Origin of the sequence: Faecalimicrobium dakarense, from assembly GCF_000499525.1 — a bacterium.
GTDB classification, from domain to species: domain Bacteria; phylum Bacillota; class Clostridia; order Peptostreptococcales; family Peptostreptococcaceae; genus Faecalimicrobium; species Faecalimicrobium dakarense.
The window spans coordinates 1-13,875 of sequence record NZ_HG529374.1 but is presented as its reverse complement, the minus strand read 5'-3'; the positions used below and the strand labels follow the sequence as shown (position 1 = coordinate 13,875).

Annotated in this window: 14 protein-coding genes; 13 read left to right on the top strand and 1 reads right to left on the bottom strand. The window is 30.2% G+C overall.

Translation table 11 applies throughout. From position 1 onward, the window contains the following. Positions 1 to 222 precede the first annotated feature (222 nt). The 6 genes from BN899_RS12415 to BN899_RS12395 all read left to right on the top strand — a co-directional run bounded on the left by BN899_RS12415 (position 223) and on the right by BN899_RS12395 (position 3,536). A complete protein-coding gene (locus BN899_RS12415) occupies positions 223 to 438 on the top strand; it encodes a hypothetical protein (protein WP_042275817.1) in 216 nt (71 codons plus the stop codon). A 190-nt stretch (positions 439 to 628) separates the two neighbouring features. Continuing rightward, positions 629 to 847: a hypothetical protein gene (locus BN899_RS12410; protein ID WP_042275815.1), complete on the top strand. Its 219-nt coding sequence runs from the start codon at positions 629 to 631 to the stop codon at positions 845 to 847. Positions 848 to 1,023: 176 nt separating this feature from the next. Continuing rightward, positions 1,024 to 1,200 carry a hypothetical protein gene (locus BN899_RS19295; RefSeq protein WP_147568554.1) on the top strand — a complete coding sequence of 59 codons (177 nt, stop codon included), beginning with the start codon at positions 1,024 to 1,026 and terminating at the stop codon, positions 1,198 to 1,200. 146 nt (positions 1,201 to 1,346) lie between these two features. Continuing rightward, positions 1,347 to 1,535 carry a hypothetical protein gene (locus BN899_RS12405; RefSeq protein WP_042275812.1) on the top strand — a complete coding sequence of 63 codons (189 nt, stop codon included), beginning with the start codon at positions 1,347 to 1,349 and terminating at the stop codon, positions 1,533 to 1,535. Positions 1,536 to 1,771: 236 nt separating this feature from the next. Next, a complete protein-coding gene (locus BN899_RS12400; RefSeq protein WP_042275809.1) occupies positions 1,772 to 2,797 on the top strand; it encodes a LacI family DNA-binding transcriptional regulator in 1,026 nt (341 codons plus the stop codon). 169 nt (positions 2,798 to 2,966) lie between these two features. Beyond that, positions 2,967 to 3,536, top strand: a complete 570-nt coding sequence (locus BN899_RS12395; RefSeq protein ID WP_042275806.1) for a helix-turn-helix domain-containing protein — start codon at positions 2,967 to 2,969, stop codon at positions 3,534 to 3,536. Between the two features lie 33 nt (positions 3,537 to 3,569). On the opposite strand, the gene BN899_RS12390 is transcribed toward BN899_RS12395, so the two are convergent. Further along, positions 3,570 to 4,793, bottom strand: a complete 1,224-nt coding sequence (locus BN899_RS12390; RefSeq protein WP_042275805.1) for a CD0519/CD1768 family membrane protein — start codon at positions 4,791 to 4,793, stop codon at positions 3,570 to 3,572. A gap of 276 nt (positions 4,794 to 5,069) precedes the next feature. Between BN899_RS12390 and BN899_RS12385 the strand changes: the two genes are divergently transcribed. The 7 genes from BN899_RS12385 (at position 5,070) to BN899_RS12355 (ending at position 13,873) form a co-directional block, all read left to right on the top strand. Beyond that, positions 5,070 to 6,044, top strand: a complete 975-nt coding sequence (locus tag BN899_RS12385) for an ornithine cyclodeaminase family protein (protein WP_042275803.1) — start codon at positions 5,070 to 5,072, stop codon at positions 6,042 to 6,044. A 37-nt stretch (positions 6,045 to 6,081) separates the two neighbouring features. Beyond that, positions 6,082 to 7,104, top strand: coding sequence for a proline racemase family protein (locus BN899_RS12380; protein ID WP_242824171.1), 1,023 nt, complete (start codon positions 6,082 to 6,084; stop codon positions 7,102 to 7,104). A 200-nt stretch (positions 7,105 to 7,304) separates the two neighbouring features. Continuing rightward, entirely contained in the window at positions 7,305 to 8,873 is a 1,569-nt protein-coding gene (gene hutH / locus BN899_RS12375; protein WP_042275802.1) for a histidine ammonia-lyase, read from the top strand. Between the two features lie 18 nt (positions 8,874 to 8,891). Continuing rightward, the gene (locus tag BN899_RS12370) at positions 8,892 to 10,925 is read left to right on the top strand and encodes a urocanate hydratase (RefSeq protein WP_042275800.1); all 2,034 of its coding nucleotides are present in this window, start codon (positions 8,892 to 8,894) and stop codon (positions 10,923 to 10,925) included. A gap of 117 nt (positions 10,926 to 11,042) precedes the next feature. After that, positions 11,043 to 11,936 (top strand): glutamate formimidoyltransferase, encoded by an 894-nt coding sequence (gene ftcD, locus BN899_RS12365; RefSeq protein WP_042275798.1) that lies wholly within the window; start codon positions 11,043 to 11,045, stop codon positions 11,934 to 11,936. Positions 11,937 to 11,940: 4 nt separating this feature from the next. Beyond that, positions 11,941 to 13,218, top strand: coding sequence for an imidazolonepropionase (hutI, locus tag BN899_RS12360; protein ID WP_042275796.1), 1,278 nt, complete (start codon positions 11,941 to 11,943; stop codon positions 13,216 to 13,218). Positions 13,219 to 13,228: 10 nt separating this feature from the next. Beyond that, entirely contained in the window at positions 13,229 to 13,873 is a 645-nt protein-coding gene (locus BN899_RS12355; RefSeq protein WP_042275793.1) for a cyclodeaminase/cyclohydrolase family protein, read from the top strand. The last annotated feature ends 2 nt before the right edge of the window (positions 13,874 to 13,875 follow it).

Sequence of the window (13,875 nt, the reverse complement as noted above, 5' to 3'; positions counted from 1 at the left end):
GATTATATTAATTATACTTTTATTATTTAATTTTGATGATAATTGTTGTTAATATTTAGTTTAAAAGAAATCCTAGTGATTTCTTTTTTTGTGTAAAAATAGTACAAGCAAAAAAATATAACTAAAAAACAATAAAAAGTAACAATTTAAGCCACAAATACATAATATTTATTAAGTAGGTAGAAATGATAATTGCCTATAAATAAAAAAGGGGGCATTAAAATGTCAAATGAGCAAAGCTTACAACGTTTCTTTGGTGGAGGTATATTTGGTGGAGGTGGACTAGGAATAATAGTACTACTAATACTAGGAGCAATACTTCTATTAGGAGATGACCTTATAGAATGGTTGTTCTGCGACGATATGGCTCTAATATGGATAGTATTATTAATACTACTTTTAACTAATTTTGATTTTGATGGTGGATGCTGTTGTTAATAGCATTTAAGGGGGGCTCAGGTAGAGCCTCTTTTTTTTATTAAAGTAAATCAAATTTTTATTAGAAATTTATAAAAAATAATAACACTTTTTTAAAACTTACATAGTATAGTATGGAGAAGGTAAATAACCTAATAACAGCTAAGTACTTACATAAATTATAGTATCTATATATTAGGAGGGGATTTGTGTGAGTAATAAATTAAGTAGAGTATTTGATTGTTTCGGTGGAGGCGGATGGTGGATAATAGTATTATTCTTCCTATTCTTAGTTTTCCAAGAGTGCTGGTCTGAAATCTGTATAACAGATTGGATTCCATTTTTAATATTACTACTAATAGTTTGTTCTTGCGGCTTAGGCGATGATGATTGTGGATGCCTAGACAATAGTTTTGACTGCGGATGCTAATTAAGTAAAGCAAAAGAAGGTGCAAATTGCACCTTCTTTTGTTTTTTTTTAGATTTACTTTTCTGAATATTAAAAATTAAATTTAGAGCAAAAAAACACTATCACAAATTATATACGTTGCATATTATATCTTAAGAGCGAAAGCTCAAAATTAAATATCAACAGGAGGTAGCAAAATGTTAGATAGATTTTTTGGTGATGATGGATTCTTTGGTGCAGGTGCTTGGTGGATAATAATATTATTCTTCTTATTCTTAGCTTTTGGAGATACATGGTGTGATATAGACATAATGGCTTGGATACCTTTCTTAATATTATTATTAATACTTTGTAGCTGTGGTATATGGGATTAATAATTTAGAGCTTTAGTAACAAAATCAAATTAATTTCATATTATATATTATGGTAATGGTTAGTGAAATATATAATTTGCTAACCAGTGGTAAATATTATTTAACATATTTATCAATAAATTCTTTATTAATGGGAGGGCTTTTATATGTTAGATAGATTCTTTGGAGATGGATGTTTTGGTGCAGGTGCTTGGTGGATAATAGTATTATTCTTCTTATTCTTAGCTTTTGGAGATTGCTGGGCTGATATAGACATCATGGCATGGATACCTTTCTTAATATTATTATTAATAACTTGTTCTTGTGGCGGGTTATTTGACGATGGATGCTGCTAATATTAAGTAATAAAAAAGCGTTGGTATTAAATACCAACGCTTTTTGTTATAATAATATTAATATTTATGTATAAAAGTATGGATGTAAATTAATAATTAAACTATGAAAAGGTTTTACATAATTAATATCTTTTTAATGTATTTATATAATAGAAATTTTATGGTAAAATAGAGTTTTAATTAAACTTATTATAACTTTAAATAAATCAATAAATAAAAAAAGGAGGGGATTTGAAATGAAAACTAATATAACTATAAAAGATGTTGCAAAACAAGCAGGAGTTTCTATATCTACTGTATCTAGAGTTATAAATGATTCAAAGCCCGTAACGGATGAAGTAAAACAAAAAGTTTTAGATGTTATAAAAGAAACTGGATATATTCCAAATCCACTTGCAAGAAGTCTGGTAACTAAAAAAAGTCAATTAATCGGAGTAATAGTTCCAGAAGTATCTGACTCTTTCGTAAATGAGATACTAAATGGAATAGAAGAAGTAGCAAAAATGTATGACTATGATATACTTTTAGCAAATACATACTCTGATAAAGAACAAGAATTAAAAAGTATAAACTTATTAAGAGCAAAACAAGTAGAAGGTATAGTTATGATATCTTGGAAAGTAGAACAAGATCATATAGAGTATATTCAAAATTGTGGTATACCAGCAACATATATAAGTAAGACTGCTAGAAATTATGATATACATACAGTTAGTACTAGCAATAAAGAAGCTACTTATGATATGACTAAGTATCTTGTTGATAAAGGTCACGAAAAAATAGCATTTGTGATGACAAGTGAAGATGATACTGTCTTAGAAATGGAAAGATTATCAGGCTACGAAGATGCTTTAAATGAAAAAGGAATAAAGTTAGATCAAAGTTTAATAAAATACGGTGGAACAACTTATGAAACTGGTTATAAGAGTATGAAAGAATTGTTAGATGAAGGAATAATACCACATGCTGCATTTGTAACAGGAGATGAAGCTGCAATCGGTGCAATAAATGCTATATGTGATGCAGGGTATAGAGTTCCTGAGGATATATCAGTTGCTGGATTTAATGATGTAAAAATAGCTAAAATGTATAGACCTAAATTAACTACAGTTCATCAACCGTTATACGATATCGGAGCAGTTGCTATAAGAATGGTAATAAAAATGATAAATAAAGAACAATTAGAAAGTAAAAAGATAGAATTACCATATAGAATAGTAGAAAGAGAAAGTGTTATAGAAAGAAAAAATATAATACTTTAAAATATATTAAGATAAGTTCAAAAAAGCATATTGCTAATTAGCAATATGCTTTTTGATTACAATGATATTATATCTTTAAGATAATACTAGAGTAGTATAATTTCTTGGATATAGTGTGTATTAAATCGTGTTTTATTATGATATTATATATTAGAAAATAAAAAAAGAGGTGTTGACAATAAAAAATATTGGAGAAAAGGTTAAGCAACTTCGTAATGCAAAGGGATTAACTCTAAAAGAGTTAGGAGAGAAAACAAATCTTTCTTCTGGGTTTTTATCTCAATTTGAAAGAGGGATGACTACAATTGCAATTGACTCTTTGGAGGATATAGCATCCATTTTCGGTGTAGATTTAAGTTTCTTTTTTGAAAAATCAGTTAAAAATGATTCAATTGTAATTCGAAGCTACGAACAAAATAACATTCAAATACTAAACAGCCATCATATTTATAAAGTTTTAGCAACTGATATTGAAAATAAATCCTTTTTACCAAGGCTAATAGAGATACTTCCAAATAAACAAGAAGAAAAAATATCTACTTTTAATCATGCAGGTGAAGAATTCTTATACATTTTGGAAGGTGTTTTAGATTTAGTTTTAGATGATAAAGAGTATTGTTTATATCCTGGAGATTCAATATACTATTCCTCTAATAAAAATCATAACTGGTTAAATAAAACTAATAAAACAGTGAAATTTTTAAGTATTAATTACCCTAAAAACATAAAAAAAGACTGATGTAGTGTTTTATACTATATCAGTCTTTTTTTATTAAAACATCATGAAAAGAAGAGTGTGCATATAATTTGCAATTATACCTGCGCAGAGACCTCCAATTAAATGAGCAATCATTGCTTTTGTAGTAACTTCTCTTACTTTTAAGCTATCAGCCATACTAGCTGTAGTAGAAAGGAAACCAGCCCAGCAATATGCAATTGCAAAATAAACGGTCATATCGTGAGAATTCAATAGGCCTGATTCAGCTAAAGATTTAGCACCAGCTATAGATGCACCACAAGCACCTAATGCTGTTAAAGGTAGCCCTAAAACTGCTGAATTTGCGAAACCAAATAATGGAGTAAGTAGGAAAGAAATTTTGTCACCAATCAGAGTAAGAAGACCAGTACCTTCATAAGCAACACCAAGATAAACTTCTTTTCCATCAACGATACTAGGACCATTTGTTAACATCATTACAAGTGTACAGAAAATTAATATTCCGGGTATAATACTTAATCCTAAATCTACACCAGATTTTGCACCGTCAAAAGTTGCGTTTAATCCTCTTTGAAATGGACTGCCACTTCTAATTGTACGGTATCCAGGTTCTACATTTACTATTTGAGCATCTAGATATTGTTGATCAACTTCAGCATCTTTACCATAAAGTTTCTTTGTATAACGCATTAATATTCTATTACTTATTATTCCACCAATAATAGCACAGATAGTACCTATAACAACACTAGAAGCAAACTTACCAGATTCTATTCCAAGAATACCACCAGAGATGATAATACCCATACCAAAAGTAGTACCAAAATTGACCATTGTAGCCCATTGATATTTTTTGAAATACTTTGCATAAGCCGGATCTTTAGAAATTGGTACAATTGCAGGGTTATCTGAGAAATAACAAGTTATAGCTCCTAGAGCAGAAGCGCCAGGTAATCCAAATATAGGCTTCATTATTGGAGATATTATCTTATTAATTAGAGCAGTAACACCAAACTCAGAAAACACAGAAGATAGGGCACCAGCTAATACTGCAACGCCCATAATATAAAAAGCGGTATTTAGTAATAAATCATGAGCAGTTTTCATAATAACGCTAAACATCGTACCGACACCCATGACCGACCCAAAATATGTACTAAGACCAACTACAAAAAGAAGGCACAAATATGTTCCTTTACTAACCTCTTTACGTATTTCTAAAGAATTATTTTGATAATCATTGGTAGTCTTTTTTGATTGAATAGTTTTATTATCCATAAAATCTCTCCTCAACAATATTATTTAATATTTCACAATTACTTATATTTATATTGTATATAGATGAAATACTACAAGTCAATTCATTTTAATAAAAATAAATTCATTATAATGAAATTATTTTAGGGATTTCATTAAAAATCATGTTGACAATACATAACAATGAATATAATATTACAAATATAAAAATAATTTTATTATCAATCAAAAAAATATACTAAATGTACTTTAGAAATTGTAAATAGTAAACTAAATCATAGAGGAGGAGGTAATAAAATGTTAGTTATAAATAATGATGATATTTTAAAGATTGTCTCTTATAAAGATATTTTAGATGCAATTGAGTATGCTTATAAAGTATATAATGATGAAAATTACTATATGCCAGATCGTTTTCATGTTGATTACAAAAATAAAACACTACTTTATATGCCTTGCTTTGTAGATGAGAGTTTCGGGACTAAAATTTTAACTATTTTCCCTGAAAATGTAAATAATGGTATTCCTTCTTTAGATGGACTTATGCTTTTAAATGATTATGAAACAGGAAAGCCAACTTGTATGATGGATGGGAAAACATTAACTGCGCTAAGAACAGGAGCTGTTGGTGGTGTAGGAATTAAACATACTACGCCAGAAGATGTAAAAAGTGTTGGACTAATAGGGGCTGGAGCTCAAGGATTTTATCAATTAATTTATGCATGTCAAGTAAGAAACTTTGAAAAGATTTATATTTTTGATCTATATTCAAAGAATATAGAAAGTTTTGTAGAAAGATTACAAAAACAGTTATCATTGGATGTTGAGATTATTATTTGTAATGATTCTAAAGACCTATTAAATAAATCAGATGTTATTATTACAACAACTACAGCAACATCTCCGACATTACCGGAAAATCCAGAATTACTTAAAGGAAAACATTTTATTGGTATAGGCTCTTATAAACCTAATATGCGTGAATTCCCAGATGCACTATATCCGCTATTGGATTCAGTTTATATAGATGCTGATATTGCTTTAGAAGAATCTGGAGATCTGATACAGCCAATGAATAAGGGTATACTTGATAAAAATAATATAAAAAGATTTAGTGACTTTATTTTACATACTTCAGATGAAGAAAAAGATAGAGTTAAAAATTCAACTTCATTCTTTAAATCAGTTGGAATTGCGATTTTTGACTTAATTGTAGCTGAAAGAATTTATAAAACAGCATTAGAAAAGAATGTTGGTTATGAAGTTAAGTAAAAAATAACTATATAGGGGATATGGAGGTAGTATTATTATGATGAAATTTAAAAATCTTATAAATTGCATAGATACACATACGGGGGGAGAAGCTACAAGAATAGTTACTTCAGGTTTTCCTAAAATACCAGGAAAAACTATTTTAGAAAAGAGAAAATATGTTTTAGAAAATTATGATGACTTAAGAAAAATGATTATGCTTGAGCCTAGAGGTCATAGTGGTATGTATGGTTGTATTTTATGCGATCCTGTAACTGAAGATGGTGACTTTGCAGTTTTATTTACACATAATGAAGGTTTAAGTTCTATGTGTGGGCACGCAACGATAGGTCTTACAAAAACTGCTTTTGAAGTAGGTATGCTTACTGCAAAAGAAGGAGAAAATCTAGTCAAAATTGATGCTCCTTGTGGACGCGTTGAGTCTAATGCGCATGTTAAAAATGGAATAGTGGAAAAGGTTTCTTTTCAAAATGTTCCTTGCTTCGTTTATAAGGAAAACATTGAAGTTGAAGTAGATGGAATTGGAACAATAGTTGGGGATATAGCTTACTGTGGAGCATTTTATGTGTATGTAGATGTTACTAAAGTAAATCTAAATGTAATACCAGAAGATGCAGATTTATTAGTTAAAATCGGAATGGAAATTAAACATAAAGTAATGGCTAAATATGAATTTAATCATCCAACTGAACCGGGAATTAACTGGTTATATGGAACAATTTTTTATGAGCCAGTAGTTGATGAAGGAGATAAAGTTTTAACTAAAAATGTTTGTATATTTGCAGAAGGACAAATAGACCGTTCTCCAACTGGATCTGGAACAGGTGGGCGAGTAGCAATTCACTATGCTAAAGGAGAATTAAGTAAAGATCAAATTTTTATAAACAAAAGCATAATTGATACGCCAATGGAAGGAAAAGTTATTTCAGAGACTAAAGTTGGAGACTATGATGCTGTTATTACAGAAGTATCTGGAATATCTCATATTATGGGATTTAATCAGTTAGTATTAGACCCGAAAGATCCACTTCCACAAGGATTTAGAATTAGCGGGAACTAATATTTTAATAAGTAAGTTTTACATTAATTGATTTATTTGTATAAATAAATAATCATATGACATCTGTGTCCTACAGATGTCATATTTTTTATAGTTAAAAATATAAAATTATAGGGAGGATTGTAAACATATTTGTAGAAATGGTTAAAGTGATAGAGGAAATTTAAATAAAAATATAATAATGGTGGGGAGAGTCTGTTATGAAAAGGGTATTAATTGATGGCAATAGCTTAACTATTGAAGATGTGGTTAACGTTTGCCGAAATGGTTATGAAGTAGTACTAAGTGAAGAATCTATAAATAAAGTAAAGATAGCAAGAAATTTAGTTGACAACTTAGTAGAAAACGAAAAAATATCTTATGGAATAACTACAGGATTTGGAAAGTTTTCAGATGTGGCAATATCAAAAGAAGATTCAAAACAACTCCAAAAAAATCTAATAATAAGTCATTCATGTGGTGTAGGTAATCCTTTAAGTGAAGATATTGTAAGGTCAATTATGTTATTAAGGGTAAATGCTCTATCAAAAGGAAATTCAGGGATTAGAATAGAAACTTTGCAAACTTTAGTCAATATGATAAATAAAGGGATACATCCTATAATACCAGAAAAAGGATCCCTAGGGGCATCAGGGGATTTAGCTCCTTTATCACATATGGTTTTAACTATGTTAGGAGAAGGAGAAGCGATTTATAAAGGCGAGAGATTAGATTCTAAAGTGGCTATGGAAAAAGCTGGTATAGATGTATTAGAGTATTTATCAGAGAAAGAAGGCTTAGCTTTAATAAATGGAACACAAGTTATGACATCAGTAGGGCTACTTACTTTGTATGATTCAATGAATCTTTTAAAAACTGCAGATATAGCATTAGGCTTGACTATGGAAGCATTAAATGGAATAACTTGTGCCATGGATGAAAAAGTACACTCAGTAAGGCCTCATAAGGGACAAATTAATACTGCTAAAAACATACTAAATATAGTATCAGGAAGTGAAATGACAACTAAACAAGGACAAATGAGAGTTCAAGATGCATATTCAATAAGATGTTCGCCACAAATTCATGGAGCTAGTAAAGATGCACTTGAATATGTAAAAAATAAAATAAATATAGAAATTAATTCAGTTACAGACAACCCAATAATATTCCCACAAGAAGAAGAAGTAATATCAGGAGGTAACTTCCACGGCCAACCAATGGCTTTAAGCTTTGACTTTTTAGGAATAGCTCTATCAGAAATAGCAAACATATCAGAAAGAAGACTTGAGAAATTAGTAAACCCAGCATTAAGCCATGGACTACCAGCATTTTTAGTAAATAAAGGTGGATTAAATTCAGGATTTATGATAGTTCAATATAGTGCAGCATCACTAGTATCAGAAAACAAAGTTTTAGCACATCCAGCAAGTGTAGACTCAATACCATCATCAGCAAATCAAGAAGACCATGTATCTATGGGGACAATAGCAGCAAGGAAAGCAAGAGAAATAATGGAAAACGCAAGAAAAGTACTAGCTATGGAAATATTAGGAGCTGTTCAGGCTATAGATTTAAGAGGTAAGAAAAAACTAGGAATAGGGACTGAAGCAGCGTATAGAGTAGTTAGAGAAAATACTCCATTTGTAGATAAAGATAGAGTAATGTATAAAGATATAAATATATCAGAAGATTTAATAAAGAAAAATCTATTAGTTGAAGCAGTTGAAAAAGCTATAGAATCAGAGCTTTTAATGGATGAAGAATTATTAGTTGAAAGTTTAAGTTAAACAAAAGGAGATATTTATATGGAAAAAACATTAAATATACTAAATGAAGAAATCAAAGGTTCTATGAGTATAAAGTTAAATTATGTACCTAAAGAAATACCAAAATTTATAGAAGGAATAAGACGAGCACCAAAAAGAGAAGCAAAGCTATCTGATTCAGATATTAAACTGGCATTAAAAAATGCTTTAAGATATATACCAGAAGAACATCATGAGGAATTGGCTAAAGAATTTTTAGATGAATTAATGTCAATGGGAAGAATTTATGGATATAGATTTAGGCCAGAAGGTAATTTAAAAGGGCTTTCTATAGATGATTATGAAGGTAAATGCATAGAAGGAAAAGCATTTCAAGTTATGATAGATAATAATTTAGATTTTGATATAGCTTTATATCCTTATGAACTAGTGACTTATGGAGAAACAGGTCAAGTATTCCAAAACTGGATGCAGTATGCCTTAGTAAAAGAATATTTAAAGGTACTAACTCAAGATCAAACTTTAGTACTTCAATCAGGACACCCAGTTGGGTTATTCAAATCAAAACCAGATGCTCCTAGAGTTATATTAACTAATGGTCTTATGATTGGTATGTTTGATAATCAAGAAGAATGGAAAAGAGCTGCAGCAATAGGTGTATCTAACTATGGACAAATGACAGCTGGAGGATGGATGTATATAGGTCCTCAAGGAATTGTTCACGGGACATATTCAACATTATTAAATGCAGGTAGATTAGTTCTAGGCGTTGATCAACACTCAGATCTAAAGGGCAAATTATTTGTAACATCAGGATTAGGAGGAATGAGTGGGGCTCAAGGTAAGGCTGTAGAAATTGCAGGTGGAGTAGGAATAATAGCAGAAGTTGATTACTCAAGAATAGAAACTAGATACACTCAAGGATGGGTAAGTAAGGTAGCTAATACTTGCAAGGAATCATTTGATATGGCTTATGAATGTATGAAAAAAGGAGAGCCTTGCGCAATAGCTTATCATGGAAACATAGTAGACTTATTAGAATATGCGATAGAAAATAATATATATATTGATTTATTATCAGACCAAACATCTTGCCATGCTGTTTATGATGGAGGATATTGCCCACAAGGTATTACATTTGAAGAAAGAACAAGACTATTATCAGAGGATAAAGATAAGTTTATAGAATTAGTTGATGAAACTCTTATAAAACACTTTAAAGCTATAAAAGAGTTACATAATAGAGGTGTATATTTCTTTGACTATGGAAATAGCTTTATGAAAGCTGTTTATGATGCAGGATGTAGCGAAATTTCTAAAAATGGAATAGATGAAAAAGATGGTTTTATATTCCCATCATATGTTGAAGATATATTAGGTCCACAATTATTTGATTATGGATATGGTCCATTTAGATGGGTTTGTTTAAGTGGATTAGAGGAAGATTTAATAAAAACTGATAAAGCAGCTATGGATTTAATTGACCCAAATAGAAGATACCAAGATAGAGATAACTGGGCTTGGATAAGAGATGCTAAAGAAAATGCACTAGTAGTAGGAACAAAAGCGAGAATACTTTATCAAGATGCTATGGGAAGAACAAATATAGCTTTAAAATTCAATGATATGGTAAGGAGAGGAGAAATAGGTCCAGTTATGTTAGGAAGAGACCATCATGATGTATCAGGTACAGATTCTCCATTTAGAGAAACTTCAAATATAAAAGATGGAAGTAATATAATGGCTGATATGGCAACTCATTGTTTTGCAGGAAATTGTGCTAGAGGAATGAGTTTAGTAGCTCTTCATAATGGTGGAGGTGTAGGTATAGGAAAATCTATTAATGGCGGATTTGGAATGGTTCTAGATGGTTCTCAAAGAGTTGATGATATACTAAGAACTTCAATGCCTTGGGATGTTATGAGTGGAGTTGCTAGACGTGCTTGGGCTAGAAATGAAAACTCTATATCTACAGTAATAGAGTACAACAAAATGAGTGAAGGAAAAGATCATATAACGCTTCCATATATAGTTGATGATAATTTAATTAATGAAACAATAGAAAATTTATAATTTTAATCAAAGTAAATAAATAGTATTAATAAGGCAAGAATTTTATATAGTTGCTAGGTAGCTTTAAAAATAAGTTGCCTAGCAAATATATTTATTTAAATATAAGGGGGTCTAAATATGGCAATAGTACAATGTGTTCCTAATTTTAGTGAGGGTAAAGATTTAGATAAAATTGAAAAAATAATAAATCCATTAAGAGGAAAAGAAGGAGTAAAATTATTAAACTACGAGGCAGATAAAAACTATAATAGATTAGTAGTTACAGTTATAGGTGACCCTCAAAAAGTTAAAAATGCAGTTTTAGAATCTATAGGTGTTGCTAAAGATGTTATAGATATGAATGTCCATAAAGGTCAGCATTCTAGATTTGGTGCTACAGATGTATGCCCATTTATACCTATAAAAGATATGACAATGGAAGACGCAATAGGATTAGCTAAAGAATTAGGTGAAGAGGTTGCTTCAAAATATGAAATACCAGTATTTTTATATGAAAATGCAGCTAGTAAACAAGAAAGAGAAAATTTAGCTACTGTTAGAAAAGGGCAATATGAAGGGTTAGATGAAAAATTAGAAGATCCAAACTGGAAACCTGATTTTGGGCAAGCTAAGAAACATCCTAGTGCAGGGGCAATAGCTATAGGTGCTAGAAGACCTCTTATAGCTTATAATATTAATCTTGATACTACAAATATAGAAATAGCAGCAAGTATAGCTAAAACTATAAGATTTTCAAGTGGTGGATATAGATACATAAAAGCAGGGCCAGTAGAAGTTCCAGAAAGAGGAATAACTCAAGTAACTATGAATTTAACTGATTATACTAAAACTAGTATGTACAGAGCTTTTGAAACTGTAAAGATGGAAGCTAAAAGATATGGTGTAAATGTAGTTGGAAGTGAGATAGTAGGTCTTTGCCCAATGGAGTCATTAATAGATGTAGCATCATATTACTTGGGATTAGAAAATTTTAGTATGGATAAAGTTTTAGAAACTAGCTTAATGGAGTAGAGATATGAAAATAGATTTAATTATAAAAAACATAGGCAAATTGGCTACATGTAAAAGTTTTGGTTGTCCAAAATCTGGCGAGGAAATGAATAATCTAGAAGTAATAGAAGATGCATATATAGCTATAAGTGATGGTAAGATTGCAGAAATAGGTACTAAAAATAGCTATGAAAGATTAATAGATTCACACACTAAAATAGATGATGCAAATGGACTTTTGGTAACTCCAGGTTTAATAGATTCTCATACACATTTAGTTCATGGTGGTTCTAGAGAAAATGAGTTTTCTAAAAAAATATCTGGTGTACCATATATAGAAATACTAAAGCAAGGAGGAGGAATACTTAGTACAGTTAAGTCAACTAAAGAAGCTACAGATGAAGAATTGTACACTAAAGCTAAAAAAAGTTTAGATAGAATGCTAGAACTTGGAGTTACAACAGCAGAGTCTAAAAGCGGATATGGACTAGAATTAGAAACAGAGATTAAACAACTTAAAGTTGCAAAAGATTTAGATAAAAATCATCCAATAGATTTAGTACATACATTTTTAGGAGCGCATGCAATTCCAAAAAACTATAAAGAAAATCATAAAGAGTTTATAGATATAATAGTAAATGAGATGATGCCTAGGGTAAAAGAATTAGGTTTAGCAGAATTTTGTGATGTATTCTGTGAAGAAGGTGTATTTACTATAGAAGAAGGTGAATACATACTAACAAAAGCTAAAGAAATGGGATATAAGTTAAAAATTCATGCAGATGAAATAGTTTCATTAGGAGGAGCGGAGTTATCAGCTAAATTAGGGTGTATATCATCAGATCATTTAATGGCAGCAAGTGAAGACGGCTTAAAGATGATGGCCAAAAATAAAGTAATAGCTAATATACTTCCAGCAACTTCATTTAATCTAAATAAAGATTATGCAAATGCACGAAAGATGATAGAACTGGGAGTACCTGTTTCTTTATCTAGTGACTATAATCCAGGAAGCTGTCCAAGTGAAAACTTACAATTTGTAATGCAGCTAGGATGCTTAGGATTAAAAATGACGCCAAATGAAGTATTAAATGCGGTAACTATAAATGCAGCATATGCAATTGATAGGCAAGATGAAATTGGTTCGTTAGAAATAGGAAAAAAAGCAGATTTAGTAGTATTTGATGCTCCTAATATAGAGTACTTAATGTATCATTTTGGCATAAATCATGTAAATAAAGTTTACAAAGAAGGAACTTTAGTAGTAGATAATAAAGGGGTAATTTATAACAATACAATATAGGAGGAGAAATATGAAATTAGTGGATATGACTGTATCTGATTTTTCAGATGAAGTAGATTCTAATTCCCCAGCACCTGGTGGTGGGTCAGTAGCTGCACTATCAAGTAATATAGGTATAGGGCTTGCTAGAATGATGGCACACTTAAGCTTTGGGAAGAAAAAATATGAAGCTTTAGACGAAAAAGTAAGAACAGAGTTTGTAGAAAAGTTCAATAAGCTTGGGGATATTAGACAAGAACTAATAGAACTTATAGATAAAGATACTGAATCATTTAATGAAGTTATGAAAGCTATGAAAATGCCTAAAAATACAGATGATGAAATTAAGGCTAGAAAAATTGCTATACAAGATGCAACTTTATTCTCTATAGATGTTCCTTTCAAAACTGCTAAATTATCTTTTAAAGCATTGCAACTACTAGAGTATCTAACTGAATATGGAAATCAAAATGCTATAACAGATATTGGAGTGGGAACATTAATGCTATATAGTGGTCTAGAAGGAGCCATATTAAATGTAAAGGTAAATTTAATGAGTCTTGAAAATAAAGAACTATATAAAGTCTACAGCAAAGAATGTGAGGAACTTTTATTAGATGGAAGTGAAATTAAAGATAATCTAATGAAATCTATACATAATAAACTTAATAATTAAAT

Bases quoted from the DNA above. Each gene is read 5' to 3' on its own strand.
- BN899_RS12415 (WP_042275817.1), top strand. From the start codon at position 223: ATGTCAAATGAGCAAAGCTTACAACGTTTCTTTGGTGGAGGTATATTT.
- BN899_RS19295 (WP_147568554.1), top strand. From the start codon at position 1,024: ATGTTAGATAGATTTTTTGGTGATGATGGATTCTTTGGTGCAGGTGCT.
- BN899_RS12405 (WP_042275812.1), top strand. From the start codon at position 1,347: ATGTTAGATAGATTCTTTGGAGATGGATGTTTTGGTGCAGGTGCTTGG.
- BN899_RS12400 (WP_042275809.1), top strand. From the start codon at position 1,772: ATGAAAACTAATATAACTATAAAAGATGTTGCAAAACAAGCAGGAGTT.
- BN899_RS12390 (WP_042275805.1), bottom strand. From the start codon at position 4,793: ATGGATAATAAAACTATTCAATCAAAAAAGACTACCAATGATTATCAA.
- BN899_RS12385 (WP_042275803.1), top strand. From the start codon at position 5,070: ATGTTAGTTATAAATAATGATGATATTTTAAAGATTGTCTCTTATAAA.
- BN899_RS12380 (WP_242824171.1), top strand. From the start codon at position 6,082: ATGATGAAATTTAAAAATCTTATAAATTGCATAGATACACATACGGGG.
- hutH (WP_042275802.1), top strand. From the start codon at position 7,305: ATGAAAAGGGTATTAATTGATGGCAATAGCTTAACTATTGAAGATGTG.
- BN899_RS12370 (WP_042275800.1), top strand. From the start codon at position 8,892: ATGGAAAAAACATTAAATATACTAAATGAAGAAATCAAAGGTTCTATG.
- ftcD (WP_042275798.1), top strand. From the start codon at position 11,043: ATGGCAATAGTACAATGTGTTCCTAATTTTAGTGAGGGTAAAGATTTA.
- hutI (WP_042275796.1), top strand. From the start codon at position 11,941: ATGAAAATAGATTTAATTATAAAAAACATAGGCAAATTGGCTACATGT.
- BN899_RS12355 (WP_042275793.1), top strand. From the start codon at position 13,229: ATGAAATTAGTGGATATGACTGTATCTGATTTTTCAGATGAAGTAGAT.